The following is a 19,610-nucleotide window of genomic DNA, read 5'->3' on the forward strand; positions in this document are numbered from 1 at the left end:
GGTGATCATTCCCCGCCCGCCCGCCCCTCGGGGCCCCGCACCGGGCCCCGTTCGCCGCCCACACGCCGGCGCCCCGCCCGGCGTTGAGCGCCGTCGTCAGCCACCGCCGGGGCGGGTCGCGGCGCGACCACCGCCGGGAGCAGGCCGAGCAGGATGGCCACCGCCGGCCACGCCGGGAAGGCGGGCGCCGCCAGCGGCACCACCGGCGGGTGCAACGCCGCCGGCTCCGCCGCGGCGAGTCCCGCCGCCACCGCCGCACCCGACGCCGACACCAGCCACGCCCGAACGCCCCACCGGTCCGGCCGGTAGCGCGTACGAGGGCTGCGCCTGCCCCCCAGCCACAGCCCGCCCATCGCGGCCACCACCCCCGCACCCAGCAGCGGCATCCCGAACGCCGCCCCCTCGGCCGCCAGCAGCCCGTACGACCCGGCGCACACGCCCAGCAGCCCGCCGAGCGTCAGCGCGGTCGTGACGTGGCGTACGGCGGGCGGCACGCTCGCGGTGCGGCCGTACCCCCGCGCGTCCATCGCGGCGGCCAGCGCGACCGAGCGTTCGAGCGCCCCCTCCAGCACGGGCCGGGCGACGCCCATCACCGCGCGCACGCCGGTGTCGCGGCGCCCGCGCAGCCGCCGGGCCTCGCGCCTCCGCAGCAGGTCGGCGACGAGGCGCGGCGAGAAGGTCATGGCGACGACGACGGCCACCCCCACCTCGTACAGCGCGCCGGGCAGCGACTTCAGCAGACGGGCGGGGTTGGCCAGGGAGTTGGCCGCGCCCAGGCAGATCAGCAGCGTCGCCAGCTTCAGCCCGTCGTACGCCGCGAAGACCACCGCCTCGGCCGCGACCCGGCCGCCGAGCCGCACCCCCGCCATCCAGTCCGGCAGCGGCACCTCGGGGAGCGTGAACAGCACCTGGGTGCCGCCGATGGGGGAGCCGAGGGCGACGGCGAAGAAGACGCGGACGACGACCACCAGCGCGCCGAGCAGGAGGAAGACGCCGAAGGCGTGCGCCCACGGCGCCTCGGTGCGGCGGGCGGCCACCACGTACCCGGCGACGGCGATGACGAGGGCGAGCAGCAGCGGGTTGGTGGTGCGGGAGGCGGCGGTGGCCAGGCCCAGGGCCCACAGCCACCAGGCCCCGGCGTGCAGCGCGTTGCCACGGCTCGCCTCCGGCGGGCGGAGCGCGCGCGCCAGCGTGCGCGCGGAGGCAACGGCCGGCACGGGAAGGGGGACGGGGCTGATCGTCATGCGGCCTGCCCCGGCACTCAGCCCCGGCGCCGGCGCGAGCGCAGGACGGCCGCCACGGCGAGCCCGCCCACCACGCCGACGCCGGCGAGCAGGGCGACGGCGCTGCCGCCGGACCCGGACCCGGACCCGGACCCGTCTCCGGACCCGGACCCGTCTCCGGACCCGTCTCCGTCCTCTGCCTCCTCCGGCGCGGCGTCGCCGGAGTCCGACACCTGCTCGCCGCAGCCCTGCGCCGGGTAGCCGTCGATCGCGCACAGCAGCCCGTCGGCGTTGTAGCGCAGCGGCTCGGCGGCCTCGGCCAGCGCCTCGGCGGCGGTGGCGCCGTCCGGGACCTCGGCGCAGGCGGTGCGCGTCGCGGGCTCGGGCGGGCGTTCGCCCCTTGGCGCGTGGGCGGCGGTGCCGTAGTCGATGACCAGCGCCACCCGGCTGCCCTCCACCGGTGCCTCGGTCGGCGGGCAGATGAGGTCGAAGTCCGGCTCGTCGCGCGGCCGGTGGATGTCGGACGCCTCGGCGCTGACGCCGAACCGGAAGCCGAGGACGTCGCCGTCCCCGGTCCGCAGCGTCCCCGGCCCCTGCGTGGCGTACTCCCAGCCGCCGCCGTCCTCCGCGTCCCGCCCCTCCCAGAACGACCAGTAGCGGTATCCGGTGTCGTCCGCCCGCGCGGGCGCCGCGCCCGCGCAGGCCAGCAGCGCGGCGGCCAGCAGCGCACCGGCCACCCGGCCGGGGCTCACTCCGCCCGCCCCTCGCGCTGCCGCCCCTGCTCCCCCTGCTCCTGCTCGTGGTCGCCGTCCGCGGGGTCCGCGGGGTCCGCGCCCGCCGCCTCACCGGCGTTGCGCGAACGCCGCTGCACCACCGCCAGCAGCACGCCGACGACCACGACGACCGCGACCAGCGCCAGGATCCACGACACCGCGCCCGCGCCGTCGTCCTCGCCCGCCGCCGCCTCATCCGTGGCGGCGCCGTCGGCGTCCTCGCTCTGCGTCGGATCCAGCAGGCTCAGCGCCGCGACCAGGTCGGTGCCGCCGAAGTCCTCCGGCGACGCCCCGGCGGCGTGCGCGGCCAGCACGAGCGTGGAGAGCGCGGCGGGGCTCTTGGCGTATCCCGCCCAGGACCCCAGGTTCTCCTGGAGCCACCCGAGCGGGCCCTGCGCCGCCTCGGCGTCGCCGGCGACGACCAGGGCGAGCACGGCGTCGGCGGTGGAGCCGAAGTCCGGCAGCTCCTCGCCGTCCTGCGTGAGCATCACCAGGTGCTGGTCGTTCTCCTCCAGCACACCGGTCAGGTACGCCGCGCCCGCCGCCCCGGCCTGGGCGGCGGCGGTCTGCGCGCCGTCCTCCGACGCGCCCTCGCCGCCGCCCGCCGCCGCGTCGCAGGACGGCGGGGTGCCGGGCTCGGCGGACTCGGCCCGCTCGGGGTCGACCAGCAGGCCGCTGCCGTGCGCCGCGAGCACCGCGTCCACGGTGGCGGCGTCGTTGGCGAACAGCTCGCCCGTCTCCGCGTCCGGCTGCCAGGCGAACGCCCCGCGCTGCTCCTCCGCGGCCTCGCACCCCAGCTGCATCCCGGCCAGCGCGTCGTACGGCGACGCGTCCTCGCGCCGCACCTCCGCCGGATCCTCGCCCGCGGCGGCGAAGGCGCCGGCGACGACGGCCGTGGAGTTGGCGTCGCTGGCGTCGCCGGGCATGAAGCTCCAGCCGCCGTCCTCGTTCTGCACGCCGCGCAGCCACGTCAGGGCGGCGTCGACGGCCTCGCCCTGGCCTCCGACGGCGGCCAGGGCCTGGGCGGCGAGCGCGGTGGCGTTGGTGTCGGCCGCGGTGACGTCGGCGCACGGCCGGCCGACGTCCGCCCGGTAGGCGAGGAACGAGCCGTCATCGCACTGCTGCCCGCGCAGCCAGCCGATGGCCTCGCCGCCCGGGTCGACGCCGGCCGCGGTCTGCGCCAGCAGCGCCAGGGACTGCCGCCACACGCCGTCGGTGGTGGGATCGGCGTCCCCGAACAGGCCCTGCTCATCCAAGATGGGAGACTGGGCCGCGGCCGAGGCGGGGGCCGCGGCGGCCAGGGCGGTCGGCGACGCCGCCACGCCCGGCGCGACGGCGGCCAGGGAGATGGCCACGGCGACGGCGCCGCGGCGGAGGGGCACGGACACGGGGATGCCTTTCGCTGTGCTGGTCGGCCGCCGGGCACGGCGGACCACCACGGCGCGGCTCTGCGCTGCGGGGGCACCGGGCTCAGCTCCGTATAACCTCGACGGGCCGGTCACCGACGTGGTGCGGTGACCGATGGCCAGTGCGGTCCACGCTCGGGCATCCCGGCTCGCGGTCACGCCCCTGCGGGCGCGCTCGCTCACGGTTGCGGGTCAGCGCCGGAATCCCACCGGACTTCCCCCGCGCGCGGACGGACTGTGGGGTCACTCTAACGGCTCACCAGGCGGCAGGCGGTCTCAAGGTCGGCATGGGCCTCCTCAAGGGTGATGTTGCCGGCGAGCCAGTAGATCAGCGTCGACTGCCAGGTGTGCTGAATGACCCGTATGGCGCTGAGGTGTTCGCCGGGCAGCTCGCCGGGGCCGTCCTCGGTCTGCTGTCCGGCCAGCCCGGCCGCCTCGAGCAGGATCTGGCTGGTGAGCCGGGAGACCGCGGCGACCTCCGCCCGCGCGGAGGCGTCGGCGAAGAGCAGGGCGCGCATCATGGCCTCGGCCAGGCGCGGCTGGCGGCGGTGGGCGCGGAACGCCCGCCGCAGCGTGTGCGCGAGGCGTTCGGCCGGATCGGCCTCGGGCAGCGGGCGCGCGCGCAGGTCGGCGTGGAAGCGTTCGAGCTGGTCCTGCAGGACGGCCACCAGCAGGTGGATCTTGGAGGGGAAGTAGCGGTAGAGCGTGCCCAGGGCGACCCCGGCGGCCTCGGAGACCTCCCGCATCTGCACCGCGTCGAAGCCGCCGGCCGAGGCGAGCTCGGTGCTGGCGTCGAGGATGCGACGCCGGCGGGCCCGCTGCCGCTCGGTGAGGGCCGGCGCGGGCGACGAGATCCCCTGAGGTGTCGTGCCGTTCGTGCCGCTCGCGCTGCTCGTGCCGCTCGTGCTTCCCGTACTCCTACTCATGCCGGGCGCATTGTCCCCCAAGCCGCCCCTTCCCGCCCACCCGCCCATGCCTGCCCCGCGGGTGGCCGGTGCCGTGAGGCGCACGGGGCCGAAGTCCTCGCCGCGTGGCGGGAATCACCCCGACCGGCCCGACCGGCGGAGCCGCGCGCGGGATATCGTTCAGTCTCATCTGCGATACCTGCCAGTAGCTGGGAACAGGAGCCGGGATTGGCCACGGAGGTCGGTGTTGATCGCCCGCTCCGCATCGCGTTCCTCAGCTACAAGGGCAACCCCCACTCCGGCGGCCAGGGCGTCTACGTCCGCCACCTCTCCCGCGAACTCGCCCGCCTCGGCCACCGCGTCGAGGTCATCGGCGCCCAGCCCTACCCCGAGCTGGACCCCGAGCCCGGCGTGACCCTGACCCGGCTGCCCAGCCTCGACCTCTACCGGGAGCCCGACCCGTTCCGCACCCCCCGCCTGCGGGAGTTCCGGGACTCCGTCGACGTCCTGGAGTTCGCCACCATGCGCAGTGGCGGCTTCCCCGAGCCGCTGACGTTCTCGCTGCGGGCACGCCGCCATCTCGGCGACCGGCGCGGGGCGTTCGACGTCATCCACGACAACCAGACCCTCGGCTACGGCCTGCTGGGTGGTGCGCGCCGCCTGGGCGCGCCGCTGGTCACCACGATCCACCACCCCATCACCGTCGACCGCCGCCTGGACCTGGCCGCCGCGCCCGGCCGGGGGCGGCGCCTGTCGCTGCGGCGCTGGTACGCCTTCACCCGCATGCAACGCCGGGTCGCCCGCCGCCTGCCGCGCGTGCTGACCGTCTCCGCCGCCTCCCGCCGCGAGATCGTCGAGGACTTCGCGGTGCCACCGCACCGGGTGCACGTGGTGCCCATCGGCGCCGACACCCGCGTCTTCCACCCCGACCCGGCAACGCCCCGCGTGCCCGGCCGCATCGTCACCACCGCCAGCGCCGACGCGCCGCTGAAAGGGCTGGCGTACCTGGTGGAGGCGCTGGCCAAGGTGCGCACCGAACGCCCCGACGCCCACCTCGTGGTGGTCGGCACCCGCCCCGCGCGCGGCCCGGTCGCCGCCGCCCTCGACGCCTACGGGCTGGCGGCCTCGCCGGGGGCGGTGGAGTTCGTCAGGGGCATCAGCGACGGCGAGCTGGCCGGCCTGATCCGCGGCGCCGAGATCGCGTGCGTGCCCTCCCTCTACGAGGGGTTCTGCCTCCCGGCCGCCGAGGCCATGGCGACCGGGACGCCGCTGGTGGCCACCACCGGCGGCGCGATACCCGAGGTCGCGGGGCCCGACGGCGAGACCTGCCTGGCCGTGCCGCCCGGCGACGCAGGGGCGCTGGCCGCCGCCCTGAAGCGGCTGCTGGAGGACGAGGGCCTGCGCCGCCGCATCGCCGCGGCCGGGCGCGCCCGCGTGCTGCGGCGTTTCACCTGGGAACAGGCGGCGCGCGGCACCGCCGAGCACTACCGCGCCGCGCTAGGGGGGAACGCACCGTGCTGACCGTCGACTTCTCCCGCTTCCCCATCGCCCCCGGCGACCGGGTCCTGGACCTCGGCTGCGGCGCGGGCCGCCACGCCTTCGAGTGCTACCGGCGCGGCGCCCACGTCGTCGCCCTCGACCACGACAAGGGTGAGCTGCGGCAGGTCACCGGTTGGCTGGCCGCCATGCGCGAGGCGGGCGAGGCGCCGACGGAGGCCAGCGCCGCCGTGGTGGCGGGCGACGCGCTCAATCTTCCCTTCCCCGACGGCAGCTTCGACGCCGTCATCGCCGCCGAGGTCCTGGAGCACATCCCCGACGACAAGGGCGCCCTGGCCGAGGCCGTGCGCGTGCTGCGCCCCGGCGGCCGCATCGCCGTCACTGTGCCGCGCTACGGGCCCGAGCGCGTCTGCTGGGCGCTCTCGGACGCCTACCACGAGGTCGAGGGCGGGCACGTGCGCATCTACCGCGGCGAGGAGCTGCTGACCCGCCTGGCCGAGGCGGGTCTGCGCCCGTATGGCACCCACCACGCGCACGCGCTGCACTCCCCGTACTGGTGGCTGAAGTGCGCGCTCGGTGTCGACAACGACACCGCGCTGCCCGTCCGCGCCTACCACAAGCTGCTGGTCTGGGACATCACCAAGCGCCCCCTGGCGACCCGCCTCGCCGAGCGCGCCCTCGATCCGCTGCTCGGCAAGAGCTTTGTCGCCTACGCGACGAAGCCACATGTCGATGTGCTGCCCCCCTCGGGCCGGGCAACCGCGTGACGGGCCCGGAGCGCATCCCGGACCCCGCTCCCGGCCGCCGAACACCGGTCGATGACGCGGTCGGCGGTGCTGTCCCTCCGTCTCCGCCGCGCCGCACGCGGCCCGCCGCCCGCCCCGACGGGGACGGCCCGGCCCAGTCGGCTCCCCGCGCGATGGGCGAGGACGATCCCGATCAGCCGCAGGATTCCGCCCGGACAGGGCGCCCGGCGCCGTCGCTCCGCGACGAGGAGGCCGACGGCCTGGCACCGGAGGACCCCACCGGGCCGTCGCTCCCCGAGGCCGGCGAGCGCCACCCCCCTTCCCGCCGCGCGGCGAGCGCGACCCCGGCCACCGCGCTCCCGGCGCGGCAGGGCGTACGCGCCACGCTGCCCGGCGTTCTCGCGCCTCCTGACGTCACCGTCACCGCCGCCGCGATCGCCGCCGTGCAGCGGCCGGATGGCGCCATCCCCTGGTTCCGGGGCCACCACCTCGACCCGTGGGACCACGTCGAGGCCGCCATGGCCCTGGACAGCGCGGGCCGCCACGCCCCCGCCGCCGCCGCGTACGCCTGGCTCGCCGAGCACCAGAACGCCGACGGCTCGTGGTACGCCGCCTACGCCGACGGCGACCCCGACCGCCCCACCGACCGGGGCAAGGAGAGTAACTTCTGCGCCTACCCGGCCGTCGGCGTGCTCCACCACTACCTCGCCACCGGCGACGAGGCGTTCCGCCGCCGCATGTGGCCGCACGTCCGCGCCGCCGTCGAGTTCGTGCTCGCGCTCCAGCAGCCCGGCGGCGAGATCGGCTGGCGCCGCGACGCGGACGGCACGCCGCTCGCCGACGCCCTGCTCACCGGCTGCTCCTCCATCTACCAGGCGCTGCGCTGCGCCCTCGCCCTCGCCGAGGCACAGGGCGAGCCGCAGCCCGGCTGGGAGCTGGCCACCGGCCGCCTCGCCCACGCCCTGCGGCGCCACCCCGAACGCTTCCTCGACAAGTCCCGCTATTCCATGGACTGGTACTACCCGGTCCTCACCGGCGTGCTGCGCGGACCCGCCGCCACCCGGCGGCTCGCCGACCACTGGGACGACTTCGTCGCCCCTGGCCTCGGCGTGCGCTGCGTGCTGCCCAACCCCTGGGTCACCGGCGGCGAGAGCGCCGAACTCGCCCTGGCCCTCTGGGCGGCGGGCCAGCCCGGGCGCGCGGCGCGCGTGCTGCGCTGGATCGGCCACCTGCGCGCCGCCGACGGCCTGTACTGGACGGGCCTGGACTACGCCACCGGCCGGATCTGGCCGCGCGAACTCACCACCTGGACCGCCGGCTCCGTCCTCCTGGCGAACGCCGCCCTCACCGGCGACCGCCCCACCCGTACCGTCTTCGCCGGGACAACCCTGCCCCGCGGCCTCGACCCGGACGCCGATCCGGACGCCGCCCCCGCCACCGACTGCTGCGCCTGAGACCACGAAACGACGAAGCGGCGGCGGCCCCGAAGGGCCACCACCGCTCGCGGTGAGGGAACGTGAGGATCAGGCGCGCGATCAGCCCCGCTGGATGCCGGAGGTGTCCTGCAGCACGCCCTTGCGGCCGTCCTGCGTCTGGGCCACCAGGGCCTGGCCGCGCTGTTCGACCGCCAGGTACCAGGTGCCTGGCGCCAGCTCGGCCACTGGCGTCGGGGAGCCGTCCTCGCCGTACAGCGGACGGGAGGCGGGCACCGCGAACCAGAACGGCTGGAAGTTCGGGTCCGAACCGCCCTGCGGCTGAGGCTGCGCCTGGGCCTGCGGCTGGCTGGCACCCATGGCGGGCGCCATCGCGGTCGGCTGGTACGCCGCCGCCTGCTGCTGCGGGGTCGCGCCACCGTAGGCCTGTGCCTGCGGCTGCGGCTGAGCGGCGCCGCCCGGGCCCGGGTACCCGTAGCCGGGCTGCTGGGCGCCGTAGGGCTGCTGGCCCACGCCGGGCTGCGGCCTCGGGCCGCCGCTGCTCAGCGGCACCTGGAGCGCGGGAACCATGGGCGTGGCCGCCGCAGCCCCCGCCAGCGCCAGCGCGGCGATGAAGCCGAGGATCAGCCCCACGCCGATGTCGTAGCCATCCGGCCCGCCGACGAGCGACCAGAACGCGGCCCAGAGGGAGGTCGCCGAGAGCGCGATGCCCCACTGGTCCAGCTTCAGCCCGAGGAACAGCCGGTCGGGCTGCGGCGCGAAGCGCGATCCGATGATGGCTGCCGCGCCGAAGATACCCGCGAGGAAGACCGACGGCAGCACGGGGAAGAGGTCCATGGTCCAGCCTCCCCAGCTCTGGGTGAAGCCTTGCTCATCAACCTTGCGGACATCGAGGAACGAGGCGATCAAGAGCAGAAGCGCTGCTCCGCCCACTACTAGATCGCCTCGACGGAGCGAGCGGTTGTTCACGTCAGGTCCTTTGTCGGTCTTGTCGTCATGGTCTGGTCAGACGGGACGGGCCGCGCCCCATCGTACGGATGAAGTGTCGCCCCGACCCGGCAGGTCGGCTTATCTGTTTCTCAGGCGACACGCTTGTGATGCCGCCGTTACCTTGCGCGGCGCTCCGGGCGCGCCGCTGGTCAGGTCCCGGGTGTTCCCGGGCCGGTGCGTCTGAGCACGCGCAGCGAACCGCGCCCGGAGACCTCAGTGAAGGCCCCGCTGTCCACCGCCCGCCGCCATATCCGGTACGGCGCCTGGCCGCCGTCCGCCGGGTCGGGGAACACGTCGTGGATCACCAGCAGTCCGCCCACCGCGAGCTGCGGAACCCAGCTCTCGTAGTCGGCCGTGGCGTGCGCGTCGGTGTGGCCGCCGTCGATGAAGACCAGGCTGAAACGCCCGCCCCCGCCGAGCGCCGCCGCGGCCTGCGGCGAACGCCCGACCACGGCGACCACGTGCTCCTCCAGGCCGGCATCGGCCAGCGTACGGCGGAACGCCGGAAGCGTGTCCATCCGCGCGGGGTCCGCCGCGTCGGCCAGCTCCGGATCGTGGAACTCCTCGCCCGGCTGCTGCTCCTCGCTGCCCCGGTGGTGGTCCACCGTGACCGCGACCGTGCCCGTCCGCCGCGCGGCGTCGGCCAGCAGCAGCGTGGAACGCCCGCAATAGCTGCCGATCTCCAGCAGCGGCAGCCCCAGCCGCGCCGCCTCAACCGCCGCCGCATAGAGCGCCAGACCCTCGTCGACCGGCATGAAGCCCTTGGCCGCGTCGAAGGCGGCGAACACCACGGCGTCGATCTCTGCGATCTCCGCCTCCGGCGCCGCCGACATCACGGCTTCTGACTTCCCCACGCGTCCCCCTGCGTTCCCCGTCGTTCCCAACATGCTGCCCTATACCTCGGACAACCGCGCGGCCGGGTCCGGCCCCGGCTCAGCCCACACGCGCCAGCGGGGCCTGCGAGAGCGGGACGGGCTTGGCCACCTCGGTCGGCGGCCGGGGCCTTTCGGAGGCGGCGGAGTCTTGGGTGGGTGCCGTGACCGGCTCGGCGATGGGCTCCGTGGTCGGCCTCGCAGCCTGCTCGGCCACTGGGCCGGTCGCCGGTGGGCCGGTGACCGGCTCCGGCACCAGCCCACTGGCCGCAGCCTCCACACTCGGGCCCACTCCGGGTTCCGGCGCGAATCCTGGTGCGGGCCCCATCTCCGCTCCCGGTCCCGGCGCTGGCTCCGGGCCCGGTCCTGTTACCGCGCCCATCTCCCGTTGTGGCCCGGTATCCGTCCCCAGCCCTGTCCCGGTTCCCGGCTCCGTACCTGTCCCTGGTCCTGTCGCCGTCCCTTGTCCCGTCCCGGATCGCGGCGCGGCTTCCATCCCCGGCCCTGGCCCCGGCCCCGGCCCCGGCGCTGGCTCCGGGCCCGTCCCCGGATCCAGGCCACTTTCCGGGATCACGCTCGTTTCCGGGATCAGGCTCGTTTCTGGTCCCGGGTCGGTCCCTGTCCCCGTGCCAATCCCCGTCGCCGGGTCTGTCTCTGTCGCCGGGCCCGTCGCCGTCCCTTGTCCGGTCCCGGATCCCGGCGCTGGTCCTGTCGCCAGCCCCTGGCCGGTCCCCGGCTCCGTCCCCGCCCCCGGCTCCGGGCTCGTCCCGAGTTCCGTTGTTGTCCCGGACGCCCAGCCCGTTCCCGCAGCCGGGCCCGGGGCTGGCGACGCGCCCGCTGCCGTCTCGGCCGTAGGCGACGCCGCGTCCGCGCCCGTTCCCCCGGCCCGGCCCGGCGCAGGCGATCCCGCAGGCGACCCCGCGCTCGGCTCCGGCACCGGCACGGTGACGCGCGCCAGGCCGCAGGCCGCCTCCGCCGAGGCGTACGGCAGCAGCAGCTCGCCCTCGGCCGTCCACAGCCCGGCCCCGGCCAGCCAGCCCTCCGGCGCCGCCAGGTGCTGCAACTCCCGCTGCTGCGGCCGCCACACCACCACCCAGTCCGCCTCCGCCGTCGTCATCCGCAGCGCGATCCCGCAGCTCTCCGGCAGCAGCACCTGCCCGGGCTGCACGGCGATCGGCACGACACTCGCGCCCGGCTGGTGCAGCGCCTCGGGGAACCGCACCGGGCGGTGGCTGCCGAGCACGCCCCAGCCGATGCGTTCCTGCCCCGGTGCGTCGGAGGACACGAGCAGCAGCCCGCTGTCCGGGTCGGCCAGCAGCAGGCGGTCGTTGCTGTCCTCCGCGATCCGCAGCAGCTCGCTCGGCGGGCCGCCCAGCGGCGCGTCCACGGTCACCGCGATGGCGCGGGTCTGGCCCGCGTCGTCCGTGCGGTCCAACGCCAGCAGCCGCCCGTCCCGGTCCAGCCACGCGCCGCCGCCGCACCGGCCGTCGATCCGCGCCACCAGCTCCGGGCCGAACGCGCCGCCGCACACCTGCCACAGCTCGGTCATGTCGCCGGTCTCGGCCGTCTCCGCCTCGTCAGCGGCGTCCCCGGCCGCCTCTTCGGACTCCGCGGACTCCGCCGAGTCCCCGGCGTACACCAGGGCGTACACCCGGACCCCGTCGGGCGCCGGCGGCAGCAGCGTCAGCCGCTCGCACTCCACCGCACCCAGCGGCAGCTCGCCCGTGTCCGGCCCCGAGGGGTACAGCAGCGAGAAGTGGTAACGCCCGTCCGCCCGGCGGCCGATCAGCACCCGCCCGTCCGACAGCGGCGCCACCGGGCTGTCCGGCTCCTCCGGCTGACCGCCCGGCAGCCGCACGGCGTACGGCTCCGGCCCGTCCAGCGTCCAGCGCTCCGGACACCACCCCGTCGCATCGCCCACCGTGGCCTCGACGAGCCGCGCGGCGTACGAGCCGTCGGCCGCGATGACCAGCGGCGTGGCGGCCGGCCCGGGAGCCGGGTCCGGTGTGGCGGGTGTGGGGGCTGTCATCGCTGTCATCAGGGCCTCACCTCCAACGAGGACGCTAGGTTCGTACTGGCTGCCGGACAACCTGGCTCAAGGGGCTTCACGCATAAGGGTGATGATTGTCCGATTCGGCGGATGAGTGGCGGTCGGGTGTGCATCGCCCGGATCTCCCGGCGGATCCCCTCGCGTTCGGCACCGCGGCCACGGTGCCCGGCGCGGCCTCCCCAGCCGCACCACAGGGGCGGTTTCGCGCGGGCGGTGGGCAGGTAGCCTGGGCCCGTGCCCGTACTCTCCGAAGTGATCATCGCGCTCGACACCCTATGGCCTCCCGAGCGGGCCGAGGGATGGGACGCGGTGGGGACGGTGTGCGGAGATCCGGAGACCAAGGTCAGCACCGTGCTGTTCGCCGTCGATCCGGTGCGCGAGATCGCCGAGGAGGCGGTGGCCCTCGGTGCCCAGCTGCTGATCACCCATCATCCGCTGTACCTGCGCGGCACGACGACGGTCGCGGCCGGCACCTTCAAGGGCCGCGTCGTGCACACCCTCATCCGGCATGACATCGCGCTGTACGTCGCCCACACCAACGCCGACCGCGCCGACCCCGGCGTGTCCGACGCCCTGGCCGGGGCGTTGGACCTGCGCGTCACCGGGCCGCTCGTGCCCGATCCCGACGACCCCTCCGGGCGCCGTGGCCTGGGCCGGATCTGCGAGCTGGACTGGCCGCTGACCCTGACCGAGCTGGCCGAACGGGCCGCCGCCCGGCTGCCCGCCACCGCCCAGGGAATCCGCGTCGCCGGCGACACCCAGCGCGAGATCCGCACCGTCGCCGTCTGCGGCGGCTCCGGTGACGGTCTGTTCGACGCCGTCCGAGCCGCCGGCGTGGACGCGTACCTCACCGCCGACCTGCGCCACCACCCCGCCTCCGAGGCCCGCGAACACGCCGGGCCCGGCGGCCTCGCGCTGCTGGACGCCGCCCACTGGGCCACCGAGTGGCCCTGGCTGGAGCAGGCCGCCGCCCAGCTCGACGCCGTGTCCGAACGCCACGGCTGGGGCCTGCGCACGCACGTCTCCCGCCGCGTGACCGACCCGTGGATCACCCACCGACCCTCCCAAGGAGCCCCCAACTGAAAGCCGCGCCCGCCGATCAGATCCGTCTGCTCGACGTCCAGGCCCTGGACGTCAGGCTCACCCAGCTCGCCCACCGGCGCGAGAACCTGCCCGAGCACGCCGAGATCCGTTCGCTGGACGGCGAGATCGCCCAGCAGCGCGACCTGCTGGTGGCCGCGCAGACCGAGGAGAGCGACACCGCCCGCGAGCAGACCAAGGCCGAGCAGGACGTCGAGCAGGTACGCCAGCGCGCCGCCCGCGACCAGCAGCGGCTCGACTCGGGCCTGGTGACCAGCCCGAAGGATCTGGAGAGCCTGCAGAGCGAGATCGCCTCGCTCGCCAAGCGCCAGGACGACCTGGAGACCATCGTCCTGGAGATCATGGAACGCCAGGAGGCCGCCCAGGCCCGCGCCAAGGAGCTGGCCGCCAAGCTGGAGGAGCTGGAGGCGAAGGCCGGCCAGACCGCCGAGCGCCGCGACGCCGCCCTCCGCGAGATCGACGCCGAGGCCGGGACGGTCCGCGAGGAGCGGGCGGAGCTGGCCGCCACGCTCCCCGCCGACCTCGTCGCCCTCTACGACAAGCTGCGCGAGCAGCACGGCGGCGTCGGCGCCGCCCGCCTCTACCAGCGCCGCTGCGAGGGCTGCCGCCTGGAGCTGAACATCACCGAACTCGGCGAGGTGCGCTCCGCCGACCCCGACACGGTGGTGCGCTGCGAGAACTGCCGCCGCATCCTCGTGCGCACGCCGAAGTCCGGGCTGTGAGGGGCAGTGAACGCGGCATGACCGGCACGACGAGCACGACCAGCGCGACCAGCGCGACCAGATCGTTCGTCGTCGAGGCCGACGGCGGCTCGCGCGGCAACCCCGGACCGGCCGGGTACGGGGCCGTGGTGCGCGAGGCCGCCTCCGGCCGGCCGGTGGCCGAGACCGCCGCCGGCATCGGCACCGCCACCAACAACGTGGCCGAGTACCGGGGCCTGATCGCCGGCCTCCAGGCCGCCCACGCCCTCGACCCGGGCGCGCGGGTGCTCGTTCGCATGGACTCCAAGCTGGTCGTGGAGCAGATGTCCGGCCGCTGGCGCATCAAGCACCCCGACCTGATGCCGCTCGCCCGCCAGGCCGCGGCGGTCTTCCCGCCGGACGCCGTCCGCTACGAGTGGGTGCCGCGCGAGCGCAACCGCCACGCCGACCGGCTGGCCAACGAGGCCATGGACGCCAGCGCCCGCGGCGAGCAGTGGCGCCCGAACGGCACCGGCACCCGCATCGACCCCGAGGCCCAGCCCGGGCCCGAGCCGGAGGACGTCGACGCCGAGGAGCCCCCGGCCCGCGGCTGGTCCCCGCCCTCCGGCCAGGCCACCACCTTCCTGCTGCTGCGCCACGGCGAGACCGCCCTCACCCCCCACAAGCGCTTCTCCGGCAGCGGCGGCACCGACCCCGAGCTGTCGCCCACCGGCCGCCGCCAGGCCGAGGCCGTGGCCGCCCGCGTCGCGGGCGCGGTCCCGACGGGCCTGCGCGTCGACGCGATCGTCAGCTCCCCGCTCGCCCGCTGCCGCCAGACGGCGCAGACCGCCGCCGCCCGGCTCGGGCTCGACGTCCGCGTCGACGACGCCTGGCGCGAGACGGACTTCGGCGCCTGGGAGGGCCTCACCTTCGCCGAGGTGCGCGAACGCCACCCCCGCGACCTCGACGCCTGGCTGGCCTCCCCGGACGCCCGCCCCACCGGCGGCGGCGAGAGCTTCACCGCCGTCACCCGTCGCGTCGCCCTCGCCCGCGACAAGACCATCGCCCGCTACCCGGGCCGCACCGTCCTGGTCGTCACCCACGTCACGCCCGTCAAGTGCCTGCTGCGCCAGGCGCTCGACGCGCCGCCCGCCGCGATGTTCCGGATCGAGCTGTCCCCGGCCTCGCTCTGCGAGGTGGCCTACTACCCGGACGGGAACGCCACCATCCGCCGCGTCAACGACGTCACGCCGATCGAGACGGCGTAGCGAGCCAGGCCGCCCGTCACACCTCGGTGACCACCACGTCGAGCCGCAGCCCGTCCGCGCCGCCCGGCTCCACGGCGTAGCCGAGATCCCGCAGCGCGTCCACCAGCCGCCGCGGCGTCCTCGGCAGCGCCCCGGCCGTCAGCAGGTCCCGCACGATGCGGCCCTTGACGGCCTTGTTGAAGTGGCTGACCACCGTGCGCCGCTCCACCCCGTCCTCGACGCGCGCGTGCAGCACCCGCAGCGTGACGGTGCGCCGCGCCGCCTCGCCCGTGGGCCGCCACATGACGGCGTACGCCGACGAGCGCAGGTCGAGCACCGGGCCCGAGCCGGCCGCCTCGGCCATGGCCTCCGCCATCGGCCCGCGCCAGTACGCCGCGAGCTGCCCGAGCCCCGGCAGCCGCACCCCGGCCGAGCAGCGGTACGCCGGAATCCGGTCGCCGACGCGCACCGCGCCCCACAGGGCGGAGAAGACCAGCAGCGACTGCCGCGCCCGCCGCCGTGCCGCCGCGTCGAGCGAGGACAGGCCCAGCGCCTCGTACAGCACCCCGGCGTAGACCTCGCCGGCGGGGCGGGCGGGCGCGGTCGGCAGCGCGGCGTTGCGCGCCACCTCCTCGCGCTGCCCCTCGCTGAGGCCCAGCACCTCGCGCGCCTTGGCGTTGGTCTCGGGGTCGCCCTGGCAGAGCGCGACCAGCTCGCCCATCACCGCCTCCCGGGCGGCGGTGAGGGCGGGCAGCGACAGCCTCGCCAGGTCGACGGGGGCGCTCCGGGTCCCCGCTCGCTTCCCTTCGGACGGTGGCAGCAGCACAAGCATGGCGGCAGGCTACGGCACCGTGCGGTTACGATCCCGCCATGACCGGCACGCCGACCACGCCGACCACGCCGACCACGCCCGGCACCCCGGGCCGCGGCCCGGGGGAGCGGGCGGTCTGGTCGCGGGTCTCCCTCACCTCCGGCGCCGGCCCCCTCCGCCTCCTCACCGCCCGGTTCGACCGGCACCGCTACGCGCCGCACACGCACGAGGAGTTCTCCATAGGCGTCATCTTCGAGGGCGTGGAGACCATCGACTACCGCCGCGGGCGCGTCGTCTCCGGCCCCGGCAGCATCGTCGTGCTGGAGCCCGGCGAGCCCCACACCGGCGCCAGCGCCCGCCCCGGCGCCGTCTACGCCTACCGCGCCTTCTACCCCGAGGCCGCGCTGCTGGCCGAGGGCGCCGCCCCGGGCTCGCGCCCGTACTTCCGCGACGGCGTCGTGTACGACCCCGAACTGGCGGCCGCGCTGCACCGGGTCCACCGCGCCGCCGTCCGCGCGCCCGACCCCCTGCGCGCCGAGTCCGAGCTGCCCTGGCTGCTGGCCGCCCTCGTCCGCCGCCACGCCGCGCCCGGCAGCGCCCGCCCGTGCCGCCCGGTGCCGGGCGCCGACCGCATCGCCCGCGCCGTGCGCGAGCGCCTGGGCGACCAGCCGCGCAGGCCGCCGAGCCTGGCCGAGGTCGGCGCCGAGCTCGGGCTCTCCCGCTACCAGGTGCTGCGCGCCTTCCGCGCCTCCGTCGGCATGCCGCCGTACGCCTGGCTGGCCCAGCACCGGGTCGACAGGGCCCGGGCGCTGCTGGAGGCCGGGCACCGGCCCGCCGAGGCCGCCGGCCTGGTGGGCTTCGCCGACCAGGCCCACCTCACCCGCTGGTTCCGCCGCGTGCTCGGCGTCACCCCGGGCGCGTACCGTGCCAGCGTGCGCAACGGCGTTCAAGACAACGCCCGCTGAGCCGCCGCACCATGGCCGCCATGTCGGCACGTGGCTGGTTCCTGTTCTCCCTGATGTCCGTGATCTGGGGCGTCCCCTACCTGATGATCAAGGTGGCCGTGGACGAGGTGTCGGCCCCCGTCGTCGTCTTCGCCCGCACCGCGCTCGGCGCCGCCCTGCTGCTGCCCGTCGCCCTGCGCGCCGCCCGCCCCGGGCAGCTCGCGCTGCTGCGCGCCCACGCCCTGCCCATCGCGGCCTTCGCCGCCGCCGAGATCATCGGCCCGTGGTGGCTGCTGTCCGACGCCGAACGCCGCCTCGACAGCTCCACCACCGGACTGCTCATCGCGGCCGTGCCGATCCTCGCCGTGGTGCTGGGCCGGGAACGCCTCGGCGCCCGCCGCTGGACCGGCCTGGTCGTGGGCCTGGCCGGGGTCGCGGTGCTGGCCGCGCCGCAACTCGGCGGCGGCAGCGCCTGGTCGGTGACGGAGGTGCTGCTGGTCGCCGTCGGCTACGCCGCCGCGCCGCTGATCGCCGCCCGCAGGCTGCGCGAGGTGCCCACGCTGGCGCTCACCGTCACCTGCCTCGCCGTCGCGGCCGTCCTCTACACCCCGGCCGCCGCCCTCACCTGGCCCGACGACGCCCCGTCCGGGGAGGCGCTCGCCGCCCTGGCCGGCCTCGGCGTGATCTGCACCGCCCTGGGCTTCGTCGTCTTCTTCGAGCTGATCCGCGAGGTGGGCACCTCCCGCGCCATGGTCTTCGCCTACGTCAGCCCCGCCGTCGCGGTCGCCGCCGGCGTTCTCTTCCTGGGCGAACCCCTGTCCCTGACCGTCGTGGCCGCCTTCACCCTCATCCTGGGCGGAAGCTTTCTCGCCACGGGTACTAAAATGGAAAGCACGGCGGACGAGCCGGCCCGGCGGCCGCGTCGGGGTCTCGAGAGGGATCCCGCCGAGGAACGTCCGGGCTCCGCAGGGCAGGGTGGTAGGTAACACCTACCTGGGGTGACCCACGGGAAAGTGCCACAGAAAACAAACCGCCGGCGGTGCAAGCCGCCGGTAAGGGTGAAACGGTGGTGTAAGAGACCACCAGCGCCCAGGGTGACCTGGGCGGCTAGGTAAACCCCACCCGGAGCAAGGTCAAGAGGGGCCGCCACGGTGGCCCTGCGCGGACGACTGAGGGCGGCCCGCCCGAGTCCGCGGGTAGACCGCTGGAGACCGGTGGTGACACCGGCCCTAGATGGATGGTCGCCACCCCCGCCGCCGCGAGGCGCGGGGGGACAGAACCCGGCGTATGACCGACTCGTCCGCCGTCACAGACCGGTCATGACCAGCGTTTCCTCCCTGGTCATGGCCGCCTTTCGCTGCCGGGGGCCCGCCTCGCCCCGCAGCCGGGCGAACGAGAGAGCCGAGGCTGAGCGAACGCGACCATCGCGCTCCCGTGCGCCGGCGGCGCGCCGGTGCGGGGCACCCCGGCGTCCCTGGCGTCCCCCGGCGTCCCGGCGTCTCCGTCGCACTCGGCGCCGCCCGCGAGGCCCGGAGTGGAAAGCCCTGCTTAAGGGGCGCCTGCCAGGCTCCTTCGGAACGCTTTCGCACCTGTCCGAGCGTGAATCGAGGCCTTGTGTCCACGGAAGCCACGTCCACGTCATCGACCACCGAAGCCGCGCCTCCCGATTTCCACGACCCCTCCTTCTGGTCGCGGCCGATGGAGGAGCGGAGGGCGGAATTCGAGAGGGTGCGGGCACTGCCGCACCCGGCGTTCGTTCCGCCGCGTCTGCCGTGGGGACCGCTGGCGTCCGGATATTACGCGGTGGCGAAGCACGCGGACATCGTCGAGGTGAGCCGCCGTCCTCAGGACTTCTCCTCGGAGGGCGCCACCGAGATTCTGCCGCCCTCGATGGACGAGTTCTACGGCTCCATGATCAACATGGACAATCCGGAGCACGCCAGGCTGCGGCGCATTGTCGCCCGCTCGTTCGGCCGTGGCATGGCCCCGCAGTTCGACGCCATGGCGCGGCAGGTGGCCAAGCGGATCGTGGCGGAACTCATCGAGCGCGGGCCCGGTGACTTCATCCGCCCGGCGGCGGAGATGCCGATCGCCGTCCTCAGCGCCATGATGGGCATTCCGGGCGAGGACCACGATTTCCTCTACCAGCGGACGAACACGATCGTGGGGCTCGACCCCAGGGTCAGCAGGGCCACCTCGCCCGAGGAGGCGACCACGGCGGTGCTGACCGCCCTGCGGGAGCTCGCGGACTACATCGGGCGGCTCCGCGAGGAACGGCTCACCCACCCGCGCAAGGACGTCATCACCAAGCTGGTCCAGGTGCAGCACGACGGCGAGCAGCTGACCCGTCAGGAGCTGGCGTCCTTCTTCGTCCTCCTCATCATCGCCGGCATGGAGACGACCCGGAACTCGATCGTCCAGGCCCTGGTGCTGCTGACGGAGAACCCCGACCAGCGGCGGCTCCTCCTGTCGGACTTCGAGCGCCACGCGCAGGGCGCCGTCGAGGAGGTCCTTCGCGTGGGCACGCCCATCAACTGGATGCGCCGGATCACGACCCGCGACTGCGAGATGAACGGCCACCGGTTCCGCAAGGGCGACCTGCTCTTCCTCCTCTACTGGTCGGGCAATCACGACGAGAAGGTCTTCGCCGACCCGTACCGGTTCGACATCACGCGCGACCCCAACCCCCAGCTGTCCTTCGGATCCCTGGGGCCGCACTTCTGCCTGGGCGCTCATCTCGCCCGGATCGAAATCACCGCCATGTACCGCGAACTCCTCGCCTCGCTGCCGGACATCCGTGTCGACGGGGAGCCCAGCAAGCTGTCATCGAGCTTCTTCGAGGGCTACGACCGGCTGCACTGCACGTTCTGACGTTCTGACGCCGACGGCGGCCCAGTCAGGCACCTGTTTGTTGAGAAGATGAGGAGGCGCC

General features: G+C 75.4%; 16 protein-coding genes, 1 other RNA gene, 1 pseudogene and 1 riboswitch. Of the genes and pseudogenes, 10 read left to right on the top strand and 8 right to left on the bottom strand.

What is annotated here, in order from left to right:
- Positions 1-5: 5 nt before the first annotated feature.
- The 4 genes from ACTWQH_RS25345 to ACTWQH_RS25360 form a co-directional block, all read right to left on the bottom strand.
- The gene (locus ACTWQH_RS25345; protein WP_443289052.1) at positions 6-1,244 is read right to left on the bottom strand and encodes an energy-coupling factor transporter transmembrane protein EcfT; all 1,239 of its coding nucleotides are present in this window, start codon (positions 1,242-1,244) and stop codon (positions 6-8) included.
- A 17-nt stretch (positions 1,245-1,261) separates the two neighbouring features.
- The gene (locus ACTWQH_RS25350; RefSeq protein ID WP_443289053.1) at positions 1,262-1,975 is read right to left on the bottom strand and encodes an SCO2322 family protein; all 714 of its coding nucleotides are present in this window, start codon (positions 1,973-1,975) and stop codon (positions 1,262-1,264) included.
- A complete protein-coding gene (locus ACTWQH_RS25355) occupies positions 1,972-3,384 on the bottom strand; it encodes a hypothetical protein (RefSeq protein ID WP_443289054.1) in 1,413 nt (470 codons plus the stop codon). Before ACTWQH_RS25355 ends, ACTWQH_RS25350 begins: the two co-directional genes overlap by 4 nt.
- 155 nt (positions 3,385-3,539) lie before the next feature.
- Positions 3,540-3,623: riboswitch (cobalamin riboswitch) on the bottom strand.
- 27 nt (positions 3,624-3,650) lie between these two features.
- Positions 3,651-4,328, bottom strand: a complete 678-nt coding sequence (locus ACTWQH_RS25360) for a TetR family transcriptional regulator (protein ID WP_443289055.1) — start codon at positions 4,326-4,328, stop codon at positions 3,651-3,653.
- Between the two features lie 207 nt (positions 4,329-4,535).
- Between ACTWQH_RS25360 and ACTWQH_RS25365 the strand changes: the two genes are divergently transcribed.
- From ACTWQH_RS25365 to ACTWQH_RS25375, 3 genes are all read left to right on the top strand, one after another.
- Positions 4,536-5,828 carry a glycosyltransferase family 4 protein gene (locus ACTWQH_RS25365; protein WP_443289056.1) on the top strand — a complete coding sequence of 431 codons (1,293 nt, stop codon included), beginning with the start codon at positions 4,536-4,538 and terminating at the stop codon, positions 5,826-5,828.
- The gene (locus ACTWQH_RS25370) at positions 5,822-6,571 is read left to right on the top strand and encodes a class I SAM-dependent methyltransferase (RefSeq protein ID WP_443289057.1); all 750 of its coding nucleotides are present in this window, start codon (positions 5,822-5,824) and stop codon (positions 6,569-6,571) included. The genes ACTWQH_RS25365 and ACTWQH_RS25370 overlap by 7 nt, the downstream gene beginning before the upstream one ends.
- A gap of 152 nt (positions 6,572-6,723) precedes the next feature.
- Complete coding sequence (locus ACTWQH_RS25375; protein ID WP_443289058.1) at positions 6,724-8,004, top strand: prenyltransferase; 1,281 nt, start codon at positions 6,724-6,726, stop codon at positions 8,002-8,004.
- A gap of 81 nt (positions 8,005-8,085) precedes the next feature.
- Here the strand turns inward: ACTWQH_RS25375 and ACTWQH_RS25380 are convergent, their stop codons facing one another.
- From ACTWQH_RS25380 to ACTWQH_RS25390, 3 genes are all read right to left on the bottom strand, one after another.
- Positions 8,086-8,952 (bottom strand): hypothetical protein, encoded by an 867-nt coding sequence (locus ACTWQH_RS25380; RefSeq protein ID WP_443289059.1) that lies wholly within the window; start codon positions 8,950-8,952, stop codon positions 8,086-8,088.
- Positions 8,953-9,122: 170 nt separating this feature from the next.
- The gene (locus ACTWQH_RS25385) at positions 9,123-9,806 is read right to left on the bottom strand and encodes a class I SAM-dependent methyltransferase (RefSeq protein ID WP_443289078.1); all 684 of its coding nucleotides are present in this window, start codon (positions 9,804-9,806) and stop codon (positions 9,123-9,125) included.
- Between the two features lie 100 nt (positions 9,807-9,906).
- Positions 9,907-11,883 carry a hypothetical protein gene (locus tag ACTWQH_RS25390; protein ID WP_443289060.1) on the bottom strand — a complete coding sequence of 659 codons (1,977 nt, stop codon included), beginning with the start codon at positions 11,881-11,883 and terminating at the stop codon, positions 9,907-9,909.
- A 246-nt stretch (positions 11,884-12,129) separates the two neighbouring features.
- Here ACTWQH_RS25390 and ACTWQH_RS25395 point away from each other — a divergent pair, with 246 nt between their 5' ends.
- Genes ACTWQH_RS25395 through ACTWQH_RS25405 form a run of 3 tightly spaced genes read left to right on the top strand, consistent with a single transcriptional unit; the run spans position 12,130 to position 14,944 of the window.
- On the top strand, positions 12,130-12,978 hold the full coding sequence (locus ACTWQH_RS25395) for a Nif3-like dinuclear metal center hexameric protein (protein ID WP_443289061.1): 849 nt from the start codon (positions 12,130-12,132) through the stop codon (positions 12,976-12,978).
- A complete protein-coding gene (locus ACTWQH_RS25400; protein ID WP_443289079.1) occupies positions 12,975-13,718 on the top strand; it encodes a zinc ribbon domain-containing protein in 744 nt (247 codons plus the stop codon). The genes ACTWQH_RS25395 and ACTWQH_RS25400 overlap by 4 nt, the downstream gene beginning before the upstream one ends.
- Positions 13,719-13,735: 17 nt before the next feature.
- Complete coding sequence (locus tag ACTWQH_RS25405; protein ID WP_443289062.1) at positions 13,736-14,944, top strand: bifunctional RNase H/acid phosphatase; 1,209 nt, start codon at positions 13,736-13,738, stop codon at positions 14,942-14,944.
- A 16-nt stretch (positions 14,945-14,960) separates the two neighbouring features.
- Here the strand turns inward: ACTWQH_RS25405 and yaaA are convergent, their stop codons facing one another.
- The gene (gene yaaA, locus ACTWQH_RS25410; protein ID WP_443289063.1) at positions 14,961-15,755 is read right to left on the bottom strand and encodes a peroxide stress protein YaaA; all 795 of its coding nucleotides are present in this window, start codon (positions 15,753-15,755) and stop codon (positions 14,961-14,963) included.
- A 38-nt stretch (positions 15,756-15,793) separates the two neighbouring features.
- Here yaaA and ACTWQH_RS25415 point away from each other — a divergent pair, with 38 nt between their 5' ends.
- The 4 genes and pseudogenes from ACTWQH_RS25415 to ACTWQH_RS25430 all read left to right on the top strand — a co-directional run bounded on the left by ACTWQH_RS25415 (position 15,794) and on the right by ACTWQH_RS25430 (position 19,549).
- Positions 15,794-16,699, top strand: coding sequence for an AraC family transcriptional regulator (locus tag ACTWQH_RS25415; protein WP_443289064.1), 906 nt, complete (start codon positions 15,794-15,796; stop codon positions 16,697-16,699).
- 83 nt (positions 16,700-16,782) lie between these two features.
- A pseudogene (locus ACTWQH_RS25420) lies at positions 16,783-17,490 on the top strand (DMT family transporter); the annotation flags it as partial.
- Positions 17,491-17,579: 89 nt separating this feature from the next.
- Positions 17,580-17,981: RNase P RNA component class A (gene rnpB, locus ACTWQH_RS25425), an RNA gene on the top strand.
- Between the two features lie 500 nt (positions 17,982-18,481).
- Positions 18,482-19,549 carry a cytochrome P450 gene (locus tag ACTWQH_RS25430; protein ID WP_443289065.1) on the top strand — a complete coding sequence of 356 codons (1,068 nt, stop codon included), beginning with the start codon at positions 18,482-18,484 and terminating at the stop codon, positions 19,547-19,549.
- Positions 19,550-19,610: the final 61 nt, after the last annotated feature.

Source organism: Streptomyces sp. 6N223, from assembly GCF_052246635.1.
GTDB lineage: Bacteria > Actinomycetota > Actinomycetes > Streptomycetales > Streptomycetaceae > Streptomyces.

Bases quoted from the DNA above. Each gene is read 5' to 3' on its own strand.
- ACTWQH_RS25415 (WP_443289064.1), top strand. From the start codon at position 15,794: ATGACCGGCACGCCGACCACGCCGACCACGCCGACCACGCCCGGCACC.
- yaaA (WP_443289063.1), bottom strand. From the start codon at position 15,755: ATGCTTGTGCTGCTGCCACCGTCCGAAGGGAAGCGAGCGGGGACCCGG.
- ACTWQH_RS25375 (WP_443289058.1), top strand. From the start codon at position 6,724: ATGGGCGAGGACGATCCCGATCAGCCGCAGGATTCCGCCCGGACAGGG.
- ACTWQH_RS25405 (WP_443289062.1), top strand. From the start codon at position 13,736: ATGACCGGCACGACGAGCACGACCAGCGCGACCAGCGCGACCAGATCG.
- ACTWQH_RS25385 (WP_443289078.1), bottom strand. From the start codon at position 9,806: ATGTCGGCGGCGCCGGAGGCGGAGATCGCAGAGATCGACGCCGTGGTG.
- ACTWQH_RS25390 (WP_443289060.1), bottom strand. From the start codon at position 11,883: ATGACAGCGATGACAGCCCCCACACCCGCCACACCGGACCCGGCTCCC.
- ACTWQH_RS25345 (WP_443289052.1), bottom strand. From the start codon at position 1,244: ATGACGATCAGCCCCGTCCCCCTTCCCGTGCCGGCCGTTGCCTCCGCG.
- ACTWQH_RS25360 (WP_443289055.1), bottom strand. From the start codon at position 4,328: ATGAGTAGGAGTACGGGAAGCACGAGCGGCACGAGCAGCGCGAGCGGC.